The sequence below is a fragment of the Oryzophilus luti genome (genome assembly GCF_059726245.1).
Map to the genome: position 1 here is coordinate 2,548,824 of NZ_AP040874.1, position 20,285 is coordinate 2,569,108.

A 20,285-nucleotide genomic window follows, 5' to 3' on the forward strand; every position below is an offset into this window, starting at 1 on the left:
GGCTCCGCGCATTTGCATCCGCCTGTGGAATTCATGCATCATTTACATAGAAAGTTCGGCTCCAACATCCCCGCGGGTGGGGCGCAAACAAGCGCATGTGCATCCGCTGAAGCCGCGAAATAGCTTTCAACATCCCCGTCCGCGAGCGCTGGCTCCGGGCTGAAAGCGTGACGAAGTTGGCTACGACGTACCCGAGTACCGCCGGAGGACCGGCGCCCATTGTGAGCGGCGAAGTGTGTCCGCTCGAAAACTATCTGGTTCAACCCGATCACTCCATGGACGAGCGCATTGCCCGTGCCCGCGAACGGCTGGGCGAGGACTGCGTCATCCTCGGACACCACTATCAGCGCGACGAGGTAATCCGCTTCAGCGACTACCAGGGCGATAGCTGGCGGCTTTCGCAGCTTGCCTCGCAGGCCAAGGGACGCTACATCGTCTTCTGCGGCGTGCACTTCATGGCCGAGAGCGCCGACATTCTGGCGCGCGGCGACCAGAGCGTGGTGCTGCCCGATCTGAACGCCGGCTGCTCCATGGCCGACATGGCCGAGATTGGACAGGTGGAGGATTGCTGGGAGCAACTTGTGCGTCTCGGCATCACCACCGAGGAAGGCCACGGCATGACGCCGCTGACCTACATGAACTCAACGGCGGCGATCAAGGCCTTCTGCGGCGAGCGCGGCGGCGCGGTCTGCACCTCGTCGAACGCGACGGCGGCCTTCCGTTGGGCCTTTGAGCGCAACAGGAAGATTCTGTTCCTGCCCGACCAGCACCTGGGCCGCAACACCGGCTACGGCATGGGCATCCCGCTCGACCAGATGGTGGTGTGGGACCCGTACATGATCGGCGGCGGCGTCTCACCCGAGCGGCTGAAAGCCGCCAAGGTCATTCTGTGGAAGGGACACTGCTCGGTGCATCAGCGCTTCCTGCCGGAGCATGTGGACAAGGTCCGCGCCGAGCATCCGGGCATCAAGGTCATTGTGCATCCCGAGTGCCGCTGGGAGGTTTGCCAGAAGGCCGACGAGCTGGGTTCGACCGACCGTCTGCGCAAGCTGGTGGCTGAGGCCCCGTCGGGACAGGTATTCGCCATCGGCACCGAGATCCACCTGGTGAACCGGCTGGCCAAGCAGTATCCGGACAAGCCGATCATCTCGCTGGATAGCACCGGCTGCCTGTGCACCACGATGTACCGCATCTCACCGCAGCACCTGTGCTGGGCCTTGGAAAACCTTGTGGAAGGACACGTGGTCAACCAGATCAAGGTGGCTCCGGAGACCAAGCGCTGGGCGCGCGTGGCTCTCGACAGAATGCTGGAGATACGGTAATCAAGAGTTGAGCGGGAGGGCGTGCCACGGCACGCCCTCTGCGTCTCTGCCGCTTGAGGATGAGGAGGAGCCATGCGCACGTTCAGCCTGCGTGAAGCCGAAGCCATGCTGCCGGTGCTCGAATCCCTGCTGCGCGGCTCCATACGCGCCAAGAAGTTGATTGAACAGATCGAAAGCGAGTTTCAGGAACTGAACGCCCGCATCTTCATCAACGGCGGCACGCTGGTGGACGTGAAGCAGTTGGCGCTCCGCAAGGCCGAGCGCGAAAAGGCCCTGCAGAAGGCCAAGGATCTGTTACAGGAGATCGACGCCATCGGCGTGCAGGTCAAGGACATCGACACCGGATTGCTCGACTTTCCCTGCCGGGTGGACGGCGAGATTGTGCTGCTCTGCTGGCGGCTGGGCGAAGAGCGCATCACACACTGGCACAGCGTGGAAGAGGGCTTTGCCGGACGCAAGCCGATCGACGAGCGGATTGCCAACGCCCCCGGCTCCGATGGTGGGGCAAGCTCCAGCGATTTGGAGTAGCATGGCGGCAGCCGCGTCCGGCCCCACGGGCGCACGGCCTGGGCAGAGGACTGGGGCGCACACAGGGAGGCAGGCGATGGTTCGCGCACGGGCTCGCGTGGCATTGGCGGTGCTATTGGTTCTCACAGTGTTCTGCGCCGGTTGCGGAAACTTCTTTGTCTCCGGCAGCACGGTCAACACCGTTACGCTCTCGCCCTCGGCTGTACTGCTGAAAGCTGGCGACACAGTCAGCCTCACGGCCACCGCCAAGCTGGTCGATGGCACCAGCAACGACGTCACCTCCTCCGCCACATGGACCACCAGCGACAGCTCGGTGGCAAGCGTCGCTTCCGGCACGGTAACGGCGGTGGCAGGCTCGGCCAGCTACTCGGCAGCCACCATCAGCGCCAAGAGCGGCGGCGTGACCGGCACGGCGAACGCACTGGTCACCACCAGCACGCTCCCCACTTCTCTCACGGTCAACGGCAGCACCAGCATCGCGCTGAACAGCACCGCGCAGTATTCGGCGACGGTCGTGCTCAATGGCACCAATACGGCGGTCACCAAATACGTCACCTGGAGCAGTTCCAACACTTCTTACGCCAAGGTCAGCTCCAGCGGCGTGGTCACCCCTGTGGCGGCCTGCGGTGGGCTGACGCTGATCACCTGCCCCACCATCACCGCGACCATAACGACCACCAGTTCCACTTTGTCCAACGACCTCGCCATTTCGCTCATCCAGTAGGCACGCAGCCTATGGCGCCCGCCGTCCGTAGGTTACAATTTAGGGTGATTCATACTACACGGAACTTCTCCGTCTTTATTGAGCAAACTCATGACTGAGATTCGCAAAATCGGCATCTGCACTGGAGGCGGCGACTGCCCCGGATTGAACGCGGTGATCCGTGCGGCAGTCAAGACAGCGGTGCTCAAGTACCGCTGGGAAGTGATCGGCGTGCGCGACGGCTTTGACGGCCTGATCTGGCCGGAAAAGACCCGTCCGCTGCTGCTCAATGACGTGTCAGGGTTGATGCCGCGCGGCGGCACCATCCTGGGCACCACTAATCGCGGCAACCCGTTTGCCTACAAAATCCAGACCGACTCCGGCGAGGTCACGCGTGACCTTTCCGACGAGGTCATCAAGAACGCCAAGGCGATGGGCTTGGATTGCCTGATCGTGGTCGGCGGCGACGGCACACAGAAGATCGGCTACGACCTTTCCAAGAAGGGCCTGCCCGTGGTCGGTGTGCCCAAGACGATCGACAACGACCTGGACGCCACGGAAGTCACCTTCGGCTTTGACACCGCGGTGACGGCCGCCACCGACGCGCTCGACAAGATCCACACCACGGCCGAAAGCCACCACCGCGTCATGGTGGTGGAACTGATGGGCCGCGACGCCGGATGGATTGCGCTCGAAGCCGGCCTCGCCGGCGGCGCGCACGTCATCCTCATCCCGGAAATTCCCTTCACCATCGAGAGCGTCTGCTCGTTTATCAATCAGCGGAACATCTTCGGCAAGAAGTACACGATCATTTCGCTGGCCGAGGGCGTGAAGGTTCCCGAGGACATCGTCCGCGATTACAAGGAGCGCTACGGCTCCATTCCGAAGGCGGTCAGCGTGGGCGCCCTCATCGGCGAGGCCATTGAGGCCGGGTCGAAGAAGGAAGTGCGCGTCACCGTGCTGGGCCATGTGCAGCGTGGCGGCTCGCCCACGGCCTATGACCGCATCCTGAGCACGCGCTTTGGCGTGGCGGCCGTGGACCTGATTGCCGAAGGCGGCTTTGGCAAGATGGTGGCCCTGCGCAGCGCCAAGATCGCCTATGTGGACATTGCCGAGGCCCTGGGCCGCATGAAGTGCGTGGACCCGGACGGCGAACTGGTCCGCACCGCCCGCTCCATTGGCGTGCACTTCGGCGACGAGTAGCCTCTGTACTTCCGTGAGACGGCACGCTACGGCGTGCCGTTTTGCTTGCGCTATAGTGGAAGGCGTGGCAATGAACACTGTTGACGTTTCCCGCGCGTTGCGGCGCGGTGTGGTACTGCTGCTGATGGCCTGCCTGCTGCTGGCCGGTGCGGCCTGCAAGCGCGTCTCCCGCGAACTGCACGAGGCCATGTACGTTTCGGCCCCGCAGACCTCTCTGCGCGACCGCGTGGCCGCCGTCTACAACAAGACCGGCACGCTCAAGAATGGCGAGCGCGTGGAGGTATTGGAGAAGGTGAAGCGTTTTGCCCGTGTCCGCACCATGAGCGGGCAGGAAGGCTGGGTGGAGCTGCGTAGCCTGGTGACCGCCGACACCTTCAAAGCCTTTGAGAAGATGGCCAAGGACAACCAGCAGTCCCCGGTACAGGGACACGGCCTGACGCGCGCCGAGTTGAACATGCACGTCGCCCCCGGTCGCGAGACTGAAACGCTCTACCAGCTCGCCGACGCCGAAAAGGTCGAGATCATCCGCCGCGGCGTCACCGAGCGCGCCACCCCCGAACAGATTGCCGCCGCCAAGGCCGCCGCCATTGCCAAGGCCAGCGGCGAGCCGCAAAAGCCCGTCAAAACCGCTCCGAAGCAGACGCCCAACAAAGCCACGGAAAAGCAGCTTCCGCCGAGTCCGCCGAAGGGCCCCGTCGCGCCGCCGCCTTCCGCAAGCACCAAGCCGGGCAGCGCCGCGAGCAACCCCACAGCCGGAAACACAACCGCCAGCGGGCAGCAGCCTCCCGAAGAAGAGAAGCCAAAGCAGTATGACGACTGGTGGCTGGTTCGCAGCAAGGACGGCCACGTGGGCTGGGTGCTGGCACGCATGATCGACCTGGACGTGCCGCTGGAAGTGGCGCAGTACGCCGAGGGCCAGCGCATCCAGGCAGCCTTCGTGCTCAACACCGTGCAGGACGCCGACAAGCAGGTGGCGCAATACCTTGTGGTGCTGAATGAGCCGAAAGACGGCCTGCCGTACGACTTCAACCAGATCCGCGTCTTCAGCTGGAACCTGAAGCGGCACCGCTACGAAACCGCCTACCGCGAGCGCAACATTATGGGCTACCTGCCGGTCACGACCGCGACAGAGCAGTTCCCCGAAGGCTGGCAGCCGGTCTTCACCATTCGCGTGAAGCTCGATAACGGCACCGAGGCCCAGCGCAAGTACCGGATGATCGGCCCGATTGTGCGTCGCGTGCTTGCCCCCGGCGAGCAGCCCGCCAAGACCGCGCAGGCCGTGCCCGTTGCCCCCAAAGACAAGGCAGCAAAGAACAATGCCGCAGCCAAGTCAAAGGCCAAACCGAAGGCAAAAGCCAAGGCCGCGCACAAACGCTGATCGCGAAGTTTGCTGCAAACAGAAAGGCACGGCCACCGCCGTGCCTTTCTGTTTGGCCTGTTGCGAGCCTAGCTTTCGTCTTCGCTCTCGCTCCAGCCACGCTGAATGCGCCGGTAAAGCACAACAGCAGCCGCCAGGCTGAGGACAAGCAGCACGGTTCCGCCCACTGGTTCGCGCAGGATGATTTTGCCGGTGCCGAACAGCGCCAGGTAGACCATGGCGCAGCCGAGCACCCAGTTGACAAGGTTGCCGCCAATGTCGCGGGTCTGTTCCATGTCGGGCACCAGGCGCGCGATAGGCTGCCACATGCGCGCGTCAGGCCGCACCTTGCGGTAGAAGGCCTCCAGCGTTTCACGCGGCTCGGGCGGCGTAAGGAACGTGACCGCCACCCACACAATGGTCGAGAAGACGGTGGTTGTTAGCGCGGTCTGGGCAAACACCTTGGGCTCGCTGCCCTGGAAGGGCTGCACAAAGTGCAGCGTTACGGCCGAAACCAGCGAGGCCGCCATGGCGCTGATTTCGCTCCAAGCGTTGATGCGCCACCAGTACCAGCGCAGCATGTAAACCGCGCCGGTGCCTGCGCCAATCTCCATCACCAGTTCCCAGCCCTTGCCGATGGAGGACAGATTCACCGAGACCCAAGCCGAGGCGATGACAAGCAGCACGGTCGAGAGGCGCGAAACGATGACGTAGTGGTGCTCGCTGGCCTCGCGGTGAATGAAGCGGCGATAGAAGTCGCTGACAATGTACGACGCGCCCCAGTTGAGCTGCGTGGCCACAGTGGACATGAACGCCGCGAGGAAGCCGGCGATGGCGATGCCGCGCATGGAGTGCGGCAGGTGCTGGTTCATCGCCAGCATGTAGCCGGTTTCCGGATGCTGCAGGCCCGGGTAGAGCACGATGACTGCCAGGGCAGTGACGATCCAAGGCCACGGGCGCACGGCGTATTGCGCAATGTTGAACCAGAGCACACTGAGCAGACCATGACGCTCATTGCGCGCGCTGAAGATGCGCTGTGCAATGTAGCCGCCGCCACCGGGCTCCGAACCCGGATACCAGAACGCCCACCATTGCAGCGCCACATAGACGAGGAACGCCGTGACCGGCACCGACCACATCGGCTGCGCGCCAAGCCCCTGCGAGAAGTCCGGGAAGAAGCTGAGCGGATTGGCTGCGCCGGGACCGGCCTGCGCGCGGGCCGCAGCCAGCTTGGCCAGCAGCGCATCCATGCCGCCAACGGCCGCCACGCTGTACCACGCAATGAGGATGACGATGGTCATCTTCAGCACGAACTGGAACAGGTCGGTCCAGAGCACGCCCCACAGACCGCCGAGCGAAACATAGAGACCTGTGAGCGGGATGAGAATGAAGACGCAGATGGCGAGCGCTGCACCGTCCGAGGTTCCCCACATGGCTCCGAGATGCGCGGCGCAGAAGCCGCCGACCGCGTTCAACAGGCCGGAGCCGCCGAGCGTGGTGCTGACGATGTTCGTCATGGCCTTGGTGACCCAGCCGAGCACCACGCAGTTGATGAGCAGGCCGAGATAAATGGCGCGAAAGCCGCGCAGGAAGGCTGCCGGTTTGCCCGAATAGCGGATCTCGGCGAGCTGCACGTCGGTCAGCAGGCCGCTGCGCCTCCACAGCCGCGCGAACAGGAAGACGGTCATCATGCCCGAGAGCAGGAAGCCCCACCACAGCCAGTTGCCGCTGATGCCCTGCGTGTAAACCAGCCCGGCAACGACCAGTGGCGTGTCGGCGGAAAATGTGGTGGCCACCATCGACGTGCCGGCCAGCCACCAGTTCACGTTGCGGCCGGAGACGAAATAGTCGTCCACGCTGCGGCTGGAGCGCGAGCGGAAGTAGAGACCGAGAATCAGGGTGATGGCGAGATAACCGAGAATCGCGAGCCAATCAAACGGGCTCAAACTCATGGGGGACCTTCCGGAAAACGGACTCTCCTGCGCTACGCGAGCGCAGGCTCAAGGCTGTTGCGTTCCGCACAACCGCACACACACAGGAACGTGCGGCTATTGTACGAGCTTCATGCTCTCGATACTGGTCTACCAGACTCGCGCGGCAACCGGAAGCATGAAGTTTCCGGACGAGGCATGCGCGGTCAGGCGTATGCCCCGAAACGTCTCACCCCAGCGGATAAACGCTCGTGCTCAGCGCAGAATCTGCTCAATGCGCGCAAGTTCTTCTTCGCTGAATTCCAGCCGGGCGAGCGCAGCCACGTTCTGCTCAATCTGCTCGGGACGGCTGGCGCCGATAAGCGCGCTCACCACGGTCGGCTTGCGCAGCACCCAGGCCAGCGCCGTCTGCGCCAGGCTTTGACCGCGTGCCTTGGCAACTTCATTCAGCGCGCGCACCTTCGCCAGCTTTTCCTCCGTGATCTGCTCCGGCTTGAGAAAGACGCCCGAGCGCACGGCGCGCGAATCCGAGGGCAGTCCGTGCAGGTAGCGATCCGTGAGCAGCCCCTGCGCCAGCGGCGTAAAGACGATGCAGCCGACACCTTCCTCATCGAGCAGCGGCAGCAACTCCGGCTCCACCCAGCGGTCGAACATGGAGTAGCGGTCCTGGTGGATGACGAACGGCGTGCCCAGTTCGCGCAGAATGGCGGCGGCTTTGCGCGTCTGCTCCGGGCGGTAGTTGCTCAACCCGGCGTAGAGCGCGCGGCCGCTGCGCACGATAAAGTCGAGCGCGGCCATGGTCTCTTCCACGGGCGTTTCCGGGTCGGGCCGGTGCGAATAGAAGATGTCCACGTAATCGAGACCCATGCGCTTCAGGCTCTGGTCGCAACTGGCCACCAGATACTTGCGCGAGCCCCAGTCGCCATACGGCCCCGGCCACATCGTGTAACCGGCTTTGCTGGAGATGATCAGCTCGTCGCGATAGGGGCGCAACTCCTGGCGCAGGATGACGCCGAAGGTTTCCTCGGCCGAGCCCGGCGGCGGGCCGTAATTGTTGGCCAGGTCGAAGTGCGTAATGCCGAGGTCGAAGGCGCGGCAGAGCATGGCGCGCGCGTTCTCCAGGGTGTCCACGCCGCCAAAGTTGTGCCACAGGCCCAGCGAAATGGCGGGAAGGCGAAGACCGCTGCGCCCGCAGCGGCGGTAGGTCATCTGCGTGTATCGGCTTTCGAGCGCGGTGTACAAAACATACCTCCCGAAGCGAAACCAGTGCGAACAATCGCCGCGACCACGCTACCAGAGTTGTCCGTTTGCCTCAATTCCCCGCCAGCCCAAAAAGTGGCGTGAGTTTCCCCCGTAACTCGGATACAATTCCGCGCCATACCCAGGGATGGGAATGATGCTGCTGGCATGGTGTGACAGCAGAGGAGCCTTGACGGCCGCGTGTTCGCCATCCCAGATTGATTCGCACTCATTGAGGAGATGACCAACATGAACACACTGCCGGTGATGATCGGCGTGCTTTGTGCTTTTGCCCTGGGCTATCGCTATTACAGCGCATTCCTGGCGGCAAAGGCGCTGGCGCTCGACGACAGCCGTACAACGCCCGCCCACCTGTACGCCGATGGGCACAACTACGTGGCTTCTCCAAAGTGGGTTCTGTTCGGACACCACTTTGCCGCCATCGCCGGAGCCGGTCCGCTGGTGGGTCCAACGCTGGCCGCACAATTCGGCTTTGCGCCCGGCCTGGCGTGGATCCTGTTCGGCGCCGTGCTGGCCGGCTGCGTGCAGGACTTTCTGGTGCTGGTGGCGTCCGTGCGCCATCAGGGCAAATCGCTGGCGGAGATCGCACGCACCGAGATCGGCAGCTTCGCCGGACTGGTGGCGATGATCGCCGTGCTCTTCATCCTGCTGGTCACGCTCGCCGGACTTGGCATTGTCGTGGTCAAGGCGCTGGCGGGCAGTCCGTGGGGCGTCTTCACCATCGGCATGACCATCCCCATCGCCATCGGCATGGGCATTGCCATGTTTAAGACCGGCCACGGCGGTGAAGTCAACGTGGGCATGCCGAGCGTGGTGGGCGTCATCCTGCTGCTCACCGCCGTGTGGGGCGGACACATTTTCGCCAACTCCGGCGCCGCGCACTACCTCAACTTCAACGAGCACCAGATCACCTTCCTGATGGCCGCCTACGGCTTTATCGCCTCGATTCTGCCGGTCTGGTTCCTGCTGGAACCGCGCGACTATCTCTCCACCTACGTGAAGCTGGGCACCATCGCGCTGCTCATCATCGGCGTGCTGGTGGTGCATCCGAACATACAGTTCCCCAGCGTCACCAGCTTTGTGAACGGCGGCGGCCCCATCATCAAGGGCAAGCTCTTCCCATTCCTGTTTGTCACCATTGCCTGCGGCGCCATCTCGGGCTTCCACTCGCTGGTCTCTTCGGGCACCACGCCAAAGATGCTGGACAAGGAAACCGACGCGCGCTTTATCGGCTACGGCGCCATGATGTGCGAAGGCATCGTCGCCGTGCTGGCGCTGATCGCCGCCACCTCCATGTTCCCCGGCGACTACTTCGCCATCAACTGCCCGCCGGCGGTGTACGCGAAGATCGCTTCCACATTCCCCACTGTCGAGCTGAACGCCTATTCGCAGGAGATTGGCGAAACGCTAGCCGGACGCACCGGCGGCGCAGTCTCGCTCGCGGTGGGCATGGCGCACATCTTCCGCGGCATTCCGGGCATGGACAAGCTGATGGCCTACTGGTACCACTACGCCATCATGTTCGAGGCGCTGTTCATCCTGACCACAGTCGACACCGGTACGCGCGTTGCCCGCTATGTGCTGAGCGAACTGCTCGGCAAGGCCTACGCGCCGTTCAAGAAGCAGGCATGGCTGCCCGGCAACCTGTTCTGCACCGCCCTGGTTGTGATGAGTTGGGGCTACCTGATTTACACCGGCAACATCAGCACCATCTGGCCGCTGTTCGGCACCGGCAACCAACTACTGGCAACCATTGCGCTCGCCGTGGTCAGCACCTTCCTGGTGAACATGGGCAAGGCAAAGTATGCGATCTTCACCGTGGTGCCGATGCTCTTTGTCGGCGTCACCACAGTGACGGCCGGCGTGCTGTCGATCCAGAAGATCTTCTGGCCGCTGACGATGGAGCCGGGCAAGCACTTCCAGGGACTGCTCGACTCAACGCTGATGGTCATCTTCATCGTGGGCGTGGTGCTGGTGGTGTGCAACGCCGTGTGGCGCTGCTACCAGACGCTCAAAGGCAAGCCGATTCCGCAGGAGGCCTTCGGCAAGCCGGAAGTCGCTACGGTGAAGATGGGCTGCTGCTAGTTATTGATTTGTTCTGCAACAAGAGTGCGGAGAGGCAACAACCTCTCCGCATTTTCATTTGCAGCTCAATTCGCTTCGCACGAATCACGTTGCGTCTCACCGCACACCCTGCGCGCTACAATGCGGACGTGAACTCCGCGACCAAGTTTCTCTCAATTGCAATTCTGCTGCTGGCTTCCACCGCTCTTTACGCGCAGACCTCCAACGACACGGCCTTCGACGCCAAGGCCGCCGCGCGCTTTGCGCAGCTTGCGCTCGATTGCACCCACAAGGAATATCCGAACCATATCTCGCACACGCTGAACAGCGATGCCGATGTAGCCGCGCCCCACAAGCTGACGCCAGCCTTCTACGGCTGCCTCGACTGGCACAGCTCCGTGCACGGACATTGGCTGCTGGCCCGGCTGGCGCGCACGTTCCCGAACGCCGAGTTCGCGCCCGCCGCGCGCGCCGCGCTGGCGCAGAGCCTAACCCCGGAGAACCTTGCGCAGGAAACTCTCTACCTGAAAGGTGAGGGCCGCGCCAGCTTCGAGCGGCCTTACGGACTGGCCTGGCTGCTGCAACTGGCGGCCGAGCTGCACGAGTGGAATGATCCGCAGGCAAAGCAGTGGTCGGCAAACCTGCATCCTGTGGAGGATGCCGCGCTCACGCGCCTGAAGACGTGGCTGCCCAAGCTGCCGCACCCCATCCGCATTGGCGAACACGCGCAGACGGCCTTTGCCATGGGGCTGATGTTCGACTACGCACGCACCACGGGCGACACGCAGTTCACCACGCTGCTGGACCAGAAGGCGCGCCAGTTCTTTTTGAAGGACCGCAACTGTCCGCTCGCCTATGAACCGGATGGCGAAGCCTTCCTCTCGCCGTGCATTGCCGAGGCCGACCTGATGCGCCGCGTGCTGCCCGCGAACGAATACGCCAAATGGCTGACGCAGTTCCTGCCGCAGATTCCGGCAAAGGCCGACGCACGCTGGCTGCCGGTGGCAGTCTCGCCCGACCCAAGCGATCCGAAGCTCGCGCATCTGGACGGCCTGAACCTGAGCCGTGCGTGGATGCTGGAAGGCATGTTGAGCGGATTGCCAAAGCACGACACCCGCCGCGCCGCATTGCAGGCCGCCGCCGACGCGCATCGCAAAGCGGGGCTTGCGGCCGTCACCGGCGAGCACTATGAAGGCGGGCACTGGCTCGGCAGCTTCGCCGTTTATCTGGTGACGCATCGGGGCATTGCACAACGTTAGTGGCACATCAGAAACGGTAACGACGGCCATGTTTTTTGCTTATGCGAATTGACTTATGCATAAGTCTCCAGTATTCTCACTGTCACAATGACGAAGCACTCCATTCCCGCCCCGCTGAAGCGCACAGCCATTATTCCGGCCGTGCCGTCGGCCCATATTCCAAAGCGGGTGGAGAGCTAAAGAGAAAGTCACTCTATAAAGTTCACTACCCGCCGCCACCAGCGGCGGGTTTCGTTTTCCGGCCCAGTTTTCGGCCCAGGCGCAAGACACTTTCAGCTTTGAGCACCCAAGGGGGTTACGAGATGCAACCGATCGAATCCACCTCCAGCTCGCCGGAGGCCCACCAGCGTCCCGCAAGCGAGGAACTTCAGCAGCAGACTCGCTACGGGCTGCCTCCCGCGCAAGGTCTCTATGACCCGCGCAACGAGCATGACGCCTGCGGTATGGGCTTTGTCGCCAGCATCGGCGGCGACAAGAGCCACACCATCGTCGAACAGGGCATACAGGTCCTCATCAACCTCACGCATCGCGGCGCCGCCGGATGCGACCCGGAGACCGGCGACGGCGCCGGCATTCTGATTCAGATTCCGCACGCGTTCTTTGTGCGTGAGTGCGCGGCGCTGGGCTTTGCGCTGCCTGAACCCGGACATTACGGCGTCGGCATGGTCTTCTTCCCTGTTGAGCGCCAAGCGCGGCTCCGCTGCGAGGGCGTACTGGAGCGCATTGCGCAGGAGGAAGGGCTGAGCGTGCTCGGTTGGCGCGACACGCCGGTGGACGGCGAAGCGATCGGCCGCGTGGCCCGTGCCTCTCAGCCTTACATCCAGCAGGTCTTCCTGGCCAAGCCTGACGAGATGGATGAAGACAGCTTTGAGCGAAGGCTCTACATCGTTCGCAAGCGCGTGGAGCACGAGATTGCCCGCGACGCCGAGAGCCGCTCAACGTTCTACATCCCCTCTCTGAGCTGTCGAACCATCGTGTACAAGGGCTTACTGCTGGCGCCTCAAATCCAACGCTTCTATCAGGAGTTGAGCGACCCAGAGCTGGTCAGTGCGCTGTGTCTGGTTCACCAACGCTTCTCCACCAACACCTTCCCAAGCTGGCAACTCGCCCATCCCTACCGCTACATCGCCCACAACGGAGAAATCAACACCCTTAAAGGCAACGTGGCGTGGATGCACGCGCGCGAATCGATTCTGGCCAGCCCGCTGTTCGGCGACGACATCAAAAAGCTGTTCCCGGTCATCACGCCCGGCGGCAGCGATTCGGCTTCATTCGACAATGCGGTGGAACTGCTCTTCCAGGCCGGACGCTCGCTGCCGCACGTGCTCGCCATGCTGATTCCCGAAGCCTGGGCCGGTGCCGAGCACATGGACCCCGCGAAGAAAGCGTTTTACGAATACCACTGCTCGCTGATGGAGCCGTGGGATGGCCCCGCGGCCATTGCCTTCACCGACGGACGCCTGATCGGCGCCACGCTTGACCGCAACGGCCTGCGCCCCGGACGCTACGTCATCACCAACAATGACCTGGTGGTGCTCAGCTCCGAGGCAGGCGTGCTCGACATTCCCGCCGAGGACGTGAAGAAGAAGGGCCGCCTGCAGCCGGGGCGCATGTTCCTCGTCGATACCGTCGCGGGCCGCATCATTGGCGACGAAGAGATCAAGCAGACGCTGGCCTCGCGCCATCCCTACGCCGAGTGGCTGAAGGAAAACCAAATTCGCCTGAGCCAGTTGCCGGAGCCTGCGCGCGTCCACGGCTTTGACCAGGACAGCCTGCTGCGCCGCCAGCGCGCCTTCGGCTACACGCTCGAAGACCTGAAGTTCATCCTTGAACCCATGGCCGCCAACGGCCAGGAGCCCATCGGCTCCATGGGCGCGGACACGCCGCTGGCGTGCCTGTCGAGCAAGCCGCAACTGCTCTTCAATTACTTCAAGCAATTATTTGCGCAGGTCACCAATCCACCCATCGACCCCATCCGCGAAGAGATGGTGATGTCGCTGATCAGCTACATCGGCACCGAGCGCAACATCCTCGAAGAGACTCCGCGCAACTGCCACACGTTGCGCCTGGAGCAGCCGATTGTGACCAATCGCCAGCTGGAAAAACTCCGCCGCATCTCGAACGGAGACCTGCTGGCCACCACGCTGACCATCGCCTTCCGTCCCGAAGAGGGCGAGGCCGGGCTGAAGCGCGCCATCGACGAACTGGGCCGACGCGCCTCGCTGGCCGTGCGCAACGGCTACACGCTGCTCATCCTCAGCGACCGCGGTCTGGACGAAAACTACGCGCCCATTCCGAGCATGCTGGCCATGACTGCCGTGCACAACCTGCTGGTGCAGGAAGGCACGCGCACGCAGGTGGCGCTCATTCTCGAATCCGGAGAGCCGCGCGAGGTCATGCACTTTGCGCTGCTGATCGGCTACGGCGCCAGTGCCGTGAACCCGTACCTTGCGATTGAGACCATCGAAGACCTGGCCGAGCGCAACCTGCTGCCTGAAGGCCTGACCGCCGACAAGGCGGTGAAGAACTACACCAAGGCCATCAACAAAGGCCTGCTCAAGACGTTCTCGAAGATGGGCATCAGCACGCTGCAGAGCTACCGCGGCGCGCAGGTGTTTGAGGCCATCGGCCTCAGCCGCAAACTGGTGGACGCCTACTTTGCGGGCACCGTCTCGCGCATTGAAGGCATTGGCCTGGACGTGGTGGCGCGCGAAGCCGCCATGCGCCACGCCTATGCGTGGAAGCCGCTCACGCAGTCGGAAACCGACCTCACCGTCGGCGGGCAGTACGCCTTCCGCCGCGACGGCGAATTGCACCTGCTGAACCCGAACACCATCAGCAAGCTGCAACATGCGGTGCGCAACTCGAATGAGAAGACCTTCCGCGAATACACGGACCTGATCGACAACCAGAACCGCGACCTGTGCACGCTGCGCGGCCTGCTGCGCCTTAAGGAAGGCACGCACCCGGTGCCGCTCGAAGAAGTGGAGCCGGCAAAGGAGATTGTGAAGCGCTTTGCCACCGGAGCCATGTCGTTCGGCTCCATCAGCAAGGAGGCGCACGAGACACTGGCCATCGCCATGAACCGCATTGGCGGCCGCTCCAACACCGGTGAGGGCGGCGAAGACGAGGCACGCTTTACGCGCGACGCCAACGGCGACCTGCGGCGCTCTTCCGTGAAGCAGGTGGCTTCGGCGCGCTTTGGCGTGACCACGCACTACCTGGTCAACGCCGACGAGCTGCAGATCAAGATGGCACAGGGCGCAAAGCCCGGCGAGGGCGGTCAGCTTCCCGGGCACAAGGTGGATGACGTCATCGCTCGGGTGCGCCACTCCATCCCCGGCGTCGGATTGATTTCGCCGCCACCGCACCACGACATCTATTCCATTGAGGATCTGGCGCAGCTCATCTACGACCTCAAGAACGTCAACCCCGAGGCGCGCATCTCGGTAAAGCTGGTAGCCGAAGTCGGCGTGGGCACCGTGGCCGCCGGCGTGGCCAAGGCCCATGCCGACGTCATCCTCATCAGCGGAGACAACGGCGGCACCGGCGCCTCGCCGCTCAGTTCCATCCGCCACGCGGGCATTCCGTGGGAGCTTGGACTGGCCGAGGCGCAGCAGGTGCTGCTGCTCAACGATCTGCGCAGCCGCGTGCGTCTGCAAACCGATGGCAAGCTGCAGACGGGCCGCGACGTGGTGATTGCCGCGCTGCTGGGCGCAGAGGAATTCGGTTTTGCCACCACGCCACTCATCGCGCTCGGCTGCATCATGATGCGCAAGTGCCACCTGAACACCTGCCCGGTGGGCGTGGCCACGCAGGACCCCGCGTTGCGCGCACGCTTCCAAGGGCAGCCCGAGCACGTCGTCAACTTCTTCTTCTATCTTGCCGAGCAGGTTCGCCAGTACATGGCCGAGCTTGGCTTCCGCAAGTTTGACGACATGGTGGGCCACGTTGAAATGCTCGACGTGCAACTGGCGGCCGACCACTGGAAGGCCAAGGGCATCGACCTTTCGACCATTCTTTATGCGCCCCCGGTGCCGGGACGCGTCTCACGCCGCTGCACGCAGAAACAGGATCACGGACTCGAACAGTCGCTCGATCACCAACTCATCACGCAGTGCCGCGCGGCGCTGGAATCGCGCGCGCGCGTGATACAGAGCAACGCCATCCGCAACGTGCACCGCTCGGTCGGCACCATGCTGAGTGGCGAAGTGGCACGGCGTTACGGCGCGGAGGGGCTGCCCGAAGGCACGATTCAACTTGCCTTCCAAGGCTCGGCCGGTCAGAGCTTCGGCGCGTTCCTCGCGCACGGCATCTCGCTCACGCTCGAAGGCGACGCGAATGATTACGTTGGCAAGGGACTGAGCGGCGGCACCATCGTCGTCTACCCGCCGCGCACCTCGCCGTTCCTGCCCGAGGAGAACATCATCGTCGGCAACGTGGTGCTCTACGGCGCCACCACCGGCGAAGCCTTCTTCTCCGGCATGGCGGGCGAACGGTTTGCCGTGCGCAACTCCGGCGCCACCGCCGTTGTGGAGGGCGTTGGCGACCACGGCTGCGAATACATGACGCGCGGTCTGGTACTAGTGCTCGGCTCCACGGGGCGCAACTTCGCGGCCGGCATGAGTGGTGGCGTGGCCTACGTGCTCGATCTTGCGGGTGACTTTGCCACGCATCGCTGCAACCAGGCTTCAGTGGATCTCGAACCGGTCGAGAGCGAAGAAGATATCAAGCTTGTGCGCGACCTCATCATCAAGCACGCCGGACTCACCTCGAGCCCGCGCGCGCGCTGGATTCTCCAGAACTGGTCAACGATTCTGCCGCGCTTCATCAAGGTCTTCCCGCACGAGTACAAACGTGTACTCGGGCGTGAACGATGTACCGAGGCTTACATTCCGGGGCGCGCCCTCGCCGCCTCCGCCAGCGAGGTGCAACATGGGTAAGCCCACCGGATTCCTTGAAGTCACGCGAGAAGTCGCCAGCCGCCGCTCCGCCACCGAGCGTGTGCACGACTGGAACGAAGTTTACGTGGAGTTGCCGCAGGAGAAGATTCAGAAACAGGGTTCGCGCTGCATGGATTGCGGCGTGCCCTTCTGCCACAACGGCTGCCCGCTCGGCAACATCATTCCCGACTGGAATGACCTGACCTATCGCGGACGCTGGGAAGAGGCAATCCGCCGGCTGCACTCGACGAACAACTTCCCCGAGTTCACCGGACGCATCTGCCCTGCCCCCTGCGAGGCTGCCTGCGTGCTCGGCATCAACCAGCCGCCGGTGACCATCAAGCAGATTGAGAAGACGATCATCGAACACGCCTTTGCCGAGGGCTGGATTGCCCCCGAGCCTCCGGCACATCGCACCGCGCGCACCGTAGCCGTCATCGGCTCCGGCCCCGCGGGACTGGCGGCCGCGCAGCAACTCTGCCGCGCCGGGCACACCGTGCGCGTCTACGAGAAGAACGACCGCATTGGCGGACTGCTCCGCTATGGCATTCCGAACTTCAAGCTGGAAAAGCACATCATTGACCGGCGGTTGAAGCTGATGGAAGCCGAGGGCGTCGAGTTCGTCACCAACGCGCATGTGGGCGTCAACGTCAGCGTGGAGCAGTTGCACCATGACTACGACGCGCTGCTGCTGGCGGGCGGCTCGGAGACGCCGCGCAACCTGCGCATCCCCGGCCGCGAACTCAAGGGCATTCATTTTGCAATGGAGTTTCTGCCACAGGCCACGCGCCGCTTCCTTGGTGATGAGGTGCCGGAGCAGGAATCGATTCTCGCCACGGGCAAGAACGTGGTCATCATCGGCGGCGGAGACACCGGCGCCGATTGCCTTGGCACCTGTCATCGACAGGGTGCGGCGAGCGTCCGCCAGTTTGAGATCATGCCCAAGCCTCCCGAGGACCGCGCTCCGCAGACGCCGTGGCCGCTGTGGCCGCTGCAACTGCGCACGGAGAGCGCGCACGAAGAAGGCGGCACGCGAGAGTGGGCGGTGAACACGCTGGAGTTTGTGGGCGACGCCAACGGCAACCTGAGCGAATTGCGGTGCATCAAGGTGGGTCCGCCGCCGAAGTTCGAGCCTGTCGCGGGCAGCGAATTCACGGTCAAGGCCGAACTCGTGCTGATCGCCATGGGCTTTACCGGCCCGGTGCGCAACGGCATGATTGAGCAGCTCGGACTCGAGCTTGACCAGCGCGGCAACGTGAAGACCAGCGAGAATTACCAGACTTCGGTGAACGACGTCTTCGCCGCCGGCGATATGCGCCGGGGACAGTCACTGGTCGTCTGGGCCATCAGCGAAGGACGCAAGGCCGCCGCCGCGGTTGACGCGTATTTAAGGCAATAGGGATCATGAGCGGTTATACAGAAGAAATCATCCTCGAAGGTCACATCATTGACTCGTGGGTGCTGCCCAAGGTGTTTGACACCATCATGGACATGGGCGGCTCGTTCGAGATCATGGAAATCCAGGTGGGACGGCGCAAGAACGAAGCCTCGTTTGCGCGCCTCCAGGTGGCGAGCGACAGCAACAGCAAGCTCGACGCCATTCTTGTCGCGCTGCAGAAGTACGGCGCCGTGCTGACTTCGCACGGTGATGTGCAGTTGCGCGAAGCCCCTTGCGACGGCGCTCTGCCCGACGACTTTTACTCCACCACGCACATGCCCACGCAGGTGCGCCTGCTTGGCCAGTGGGTGCCGGTGGGCGGTACCGAGATGGATCTGGTCATTGTGGTGGATGCCGAGAAGAAGCACGCGCGCATGCTTCCCATGGCCAGCGTGCGCAAGGGCGACCTGGTTGCCATCGGGCACGAAGGCATCCGCGTGATTCCGCCCGAACGTTCGCGCGACCGCGAGCTGTTCACCTTCATGGCCAGCGACGTTTCCAGCGAACGGCCCAAGCGCCTGCTGATTGAGCAGATTGCGCGGCAGATGAAGGGCGTGCACTCGCGCGGCGGACGCATCCTCGTCGTCGCCGGGCCCGCCATCATTCACAGCGGCGCCGGGCCGAACCTCGCGCGCCTCATCCGGGGCGGCTATGTGCAGGCGCTCTTCGGCGGCAACGCCATTGCCACGCATGACGTGGAGAGCGTGCTGCTCGGCACCTCGCTCGGCGTGGCTCTACGCAGCGGCGAGCCCGTCGAAGGCGGACATCGCCATCATATGCACGCCATCAATGTCATCCGCCGCGCAGGCTCTCTCCACAAGGCCGTGGAGCAGGGCATCCTGCGCGAAGGCGTGATGTATGAGTGCGTGAAACACAATGTGGACCTAGTGCTGGCCGGCTCGGTGCGCGATGACGGCCCACTGCCGGACGTGATCACCGATACGGTGGAAGCGCAGAAAAAGATGCGCTCGGCGTTGCAGGGCGTGGAGCTGGTGCTGATGATCGCCACCATGCTGCACTCCATTGCCACGGGCAACATGCTGCCAGCCTCGACCAAGGTCGTCGCCGTCGACATCAACCCCGCAGTCGTCACCAAACTCGCCGACCGCGGCACCTTCCAGGCGCTCGGAGTTGTAACCGACGCGGAGTTGTTCGTACGCGAACTCTCCGAGGCGCTCGGTCTCGGCACCGGCCCGCTGGCCAGCACCACGCTGCCTGCCGTCACATCTCACTAGCCTTAAAACTGCAACTTCACGAACAAGGCCGGGCGGATTGCCCGGCCTTTCTCATGTCAGATGCTTCGTTGCCTATCGTGATGTTTCAGCAGCAGAGCGTGCGGGCGTTGGCCAGCGAGCTTTCCGGCTCCAGCGGCTCCTGATGAACCGTCAGGCGGCGCAGCTTGTATGGCAGGCCGACCTTGTCGTACGTCTCACGTAGCGCGCGCTCCACATCGTCGAGATTGCGCTCGGCAAACGTCATGATCGACGGTCCCGCGCCGCTCAGGCAGGCACCCAACAGGTCCGGATGATCGAGCGCGAGGATCTGCTCCAACCCCGGCACCAGCTTCTGGCGGAAGGGCTGATGCAGGCGGTCGCGCAGGGCCTCGCGCAGCAATGCAAAGTTCGAAGTCTGCAACGCCTGAAGCAGCAGTGAGAGACGCTGCAGGTTGAAGACTGCGTGCGAGCGCGGCACAAGGTCCGGCAGCACGGAGCGTGCCGTCGAGGTCGCCAGCGCCATCTCCGGTGTGATGACCATGAACTGCAGGTTCTCCGGCCAGCGCAGGCGTGCCGCGAACACCGAGACGTCCGTGAGCTGGCAGCTCGCGGTCAGCCCGCCGAGCAGCGCCGCCGCCACGTTGTCCGGGTGGCCTTCGAGCGTACAGGCCGCGTTGAGCAGGCCCTGCTCCGGCAGTGCACCCGCCACGGCCTCATACAAGCGCAGCCCTGCGACGGTGGCCGCCGCACTGCTGCCCAGCCCGCCTTTCATTGGAATGTCGCTGTGAACCTTGATGCGCATAGACGGAAACGCGCGTCCCTGCTGGCGCTCCAGGAAGCGGAACGCGCGCTCAATATAGTTTTCGCCGTCGAGCCGCTGGTTCACAAACTCGAACTCCAGCGCGCCCTCGCCTTCGGCCAGCTCCACGTTGAGCGTGAGGTACAGCCGCAGCGCCACGCCCAGCGTGTCAAAGCCTGGACCGAGGTTGGCGCACGAGGCGGGCACGCGAATCTCCACGCGCCCCTCCTTGAGCAGCGGCAGCGCCGCGGTCAGTTTCACAAG

The 20,285-nt window shown here is 63.6% G+C and carries 13 protein-coding genes; 10 read left to right on the forward strand and 3 right to left on the reverse strand.

Annotation, left to right across the window (positions count from 1 at the left end; translation table 11 throughout):
- Positions 1-167 precede the first annotated feature (167 nt).
- The 5 genes from nadA (at position 168) to AC6IZO_RS10975 (ending at position 5,134) form a co-directional block, all read left to right on the forward strand.
- Positions 168-1,322: a quinolinate synthase NadA gene (nadA, locus tag AC6IZO_RS10955; RefSeq protein WP_497804834.1), complete on the forward strand. Its 1,155-nt coding sequence runs from the start codon at positions 168-170 to the stop codon at positions 1,320-1,322.
- A gap of 72 nt (positions 1,323-1,394) precedes the next feature.
- The gene (locus tag AC6IZO_RS10960) at positions 1,395-1,850 is read left to right on the forward strand and encodes a DUF2203 domain-containing protein (protein ID WP_497804835.1); all 456 of its coding nucleotides are present in this window, start codon (positions 1,395-1,397) and stop codon (positions 1,848-1,850) included.
- A 76-nt stretch (positions 1,851-1,926) separates the two neighbouring features.
- Positions 1,927-2,574, forward strand: a complete 648-nt coding sequence (locus AC6IZO_RS10965; protein ID WP_497804836.1) for a hypothetical protein — start codon at positions 1,927-1,929, stop codon at positions 2,572-2,574.
- 90 nt (positions 2,575-2,664) lie between these two features.
- Positions 2,665-3,756 carry a 6-phosphofructokinase gene (locus AC6IZO_RS10970; RefSeq protein ID WP_497804837.1) on the forward strand — a complete coding sequence of 364 codons (1,092 nt, stop codon included), beginning with the start codon at positions 2,665-2,667 and terminating at the stop codon, positions 3,754-3,756.
- A 70-nt stretch (positions 3,757-3,826) separates the two neighbouring features.
- Positions 3,827-5,134, forward strand: a complete 1,308-nt coding sequence (locus AC6IZO_RS10975; protein ID WP_497804838.1) for an SH3 domain-containing protein — start codon at positions 3,827-3,829, stop codon at positions 5,132-5,134.
- A 68-nt stretch (positions 5,135-5,202) separates the two neighbouring features.
- Here the strand turns inward: AC6IZO_RS10975 and AC6IZO_RS10980 are convergent, their stop codons facing one another.
- Both AC6IZO_RS10980 and mgrA read right to left on the reverse strand, forming a co-directional pair.
- A complete protein-coding gene (locus AC6IZO_RS10980) occupies positions 5,203-7,065 on the reverse strand; it encodes a sodium:solute symporter family protein (RefSeq protein WP_497804839.1) in 1,863 nt (620 codons plus the stop codon).
- Between the two features lie 234 nt (positions 7,066-7,299).
- Complete coding sequence (gene mgrA / locus AC6IZO_RS10985; RefSeq protein WP_497804840.1) at positions 7,300-8,286, reverse strand: L-glyceraldehyde 3-phosphate reductase; 987 nt, start codon at positions 8,284-8,286, stop codon at positions 7,300-7,302.
- A 246-nt stretch (positions 8,287-8,532) separates the two neighbouring features.
- Between mgrA and AC6IZO_RS10990 the strand changes: the two genes are divergently transcribed.
- The 5 genes from AC6IZO_RS10990 (at position 8,533) to AC6IZO_RS11010 (ending at position 19,243) form a co-directional block, all read left to right on the forward strand.
- Complete coding sequence (locus AC6IZO_RS10990; RefSeq protein ID WP_497804841.1) at positions 8,533-10,389, forward strand: carbon starvation CstA family protein; 1,857 nt, start codon at positions 8,533-8,535, stop codon at positions 10,387-10,389.
- 128 nt (positions 10,390-10,517) lie between these two features.
- Positions 10,518-11,627 (forward strand): DUF2891 domain-containing protein, encoded by a 1,110-nt coding sequence (locus tag AC6IZO_RS10995; RefSeq protein WP_497804842.1) that lies wholly within the window; start codon positions 10,518-10,520, stop codon positions 11,625-11,627.
- Between the two features lie 302 nt (positions 11,628-11,929).
- Positions 11,930-16,570 carry a glutamate synthase large subunit gene (gltB, locus tag AC6IZO_RS11000; protein ID WP_497804843.1) on the forward strand — a complete coding sequence of 1,547 codons (4,641 nt, stop codon included), beginning with the start codon at positions 11,930-11,932 and terminating at the stop codon, positions 16,568-16,570.
- Positions 16,563-17,969 carry a glutamate synthase subunit beta gene (locus AC6IZO_RS11005; protein ID WP_497804844.1) on the forward strand — a complete coding sequence of 469 codons (1,407 nt, stop codon included), beginning with the start codon at positions 16,563-16,565 and terminating at the stop codon, positions 17,967-17,969. The genes gltB and AC6IZO_RS11005 overlap by 8 nt, the downstream gene beginning before the upstream one ends.
- Before the next feature lie 5 nt (positions 17,970-17,974).
- Positions 17,975-19,243 (forward strand): ornithine cyclodeaminase, nickel-pincer nucleotide-dependent, encoded by a 1,269-nt coding sequence (locus AC6IZO_RS11010; RefSeq protein WP_497804845.1) that lies wholly within the window; start codon positions 17,975-17,977, stop codon positions 19,241-19,243.
- An 85-nt stretch (positions 19,244-19,328) separates the two neighbouring features.
- Here the strand turns inward: AC6IZO_RS11010 and thrB are convergent, their stop codons facing one another.
- Positions 19,329-20,282 (reverse strand): homoserine kinase, encoded by a 954-nt coding sequence (thrB, locus tag AC6IZO_RS11015; RefSeq protein WP_497804846.1) that lies wholly within the window; start codon positions 20,280-20,282, stop codon positions 19,329-19,331.
- Between the last annotated feature and the right edge of the window lie 3 nt (positions 20,283-20,285).

What these genes read in the sequence shown, in the direction of transcription:
- AC6IZO_RS10960 (WP_497804835.1), top strand. Translation starts at nt 1,395, where the DNA reads ATGCGCACGTTCAGCCTGCGTGAAGCCGAAGCCATGCTGCCGGTGCTC.
- AC6IZO_RS10965 (WP_497804836.1), top strand. Translation starts at nt 1,927, where the DNA reads ATGGTTCGCGCACGGGCTCGCGTGGCATTGGCGGTGCTATTGGTTCTC.
- AC6IZO_RS10970 (WP_497804837.1), top strand. Translation starts at nt 2,665, where the DNA reads ATGACTGAGATTCGCAAAATCGGCATCTGCACTGGAGGCGGCGACTGC.
- AC6IZO_RS10975 (WP_497804838.1), top strand. Translation starts at nt 3,827, where the DNA reads ATGAACACTGTTGACGTTTCCCGCGCGTTGCGGCGCGGTGTGGTACTG.
- AC6IZO_RS10980 (WP_497804839.1), bottom strand. Translation starts at nt 7,065, where the DNA reads ATGAGTTTGAGCCCGTTTGATTGGCTCGCGATTCTCGGTTATCTCGCC.
- AC6IZO_RS10990 (WP_497804841.1), top strand. Translation starts at nt 8,533, where the DNA reads ATGAACACACTGCCGGTGATGATCGGCGTGCTTTGTGCTTTTGCCCTG.
- gltB (WP_497804843.1), top strand. Translation starts at nt 11,930, where the DNA reads ATGCAACCGATCGAATCCACCTCCAGCTCGCCGGAGGCCCACCAGCGT.
- AC6IZO_RS11005 (WP_497804844.1), top strand. Translation starts at nt 16,563, where the DNA reads ATGGGTAAGCCCACCGGATTCCTTGAAGTCACGCGAGAAGTCGCCAGC.
- AC6IZO_RS11010 (WP_497804845.1), top strand. Translation starts at nt 17,975, where the DNA reads ATGAGCGGTTATACAGAAGAAATCATCCTCGAAGGTCACATCATTGAC.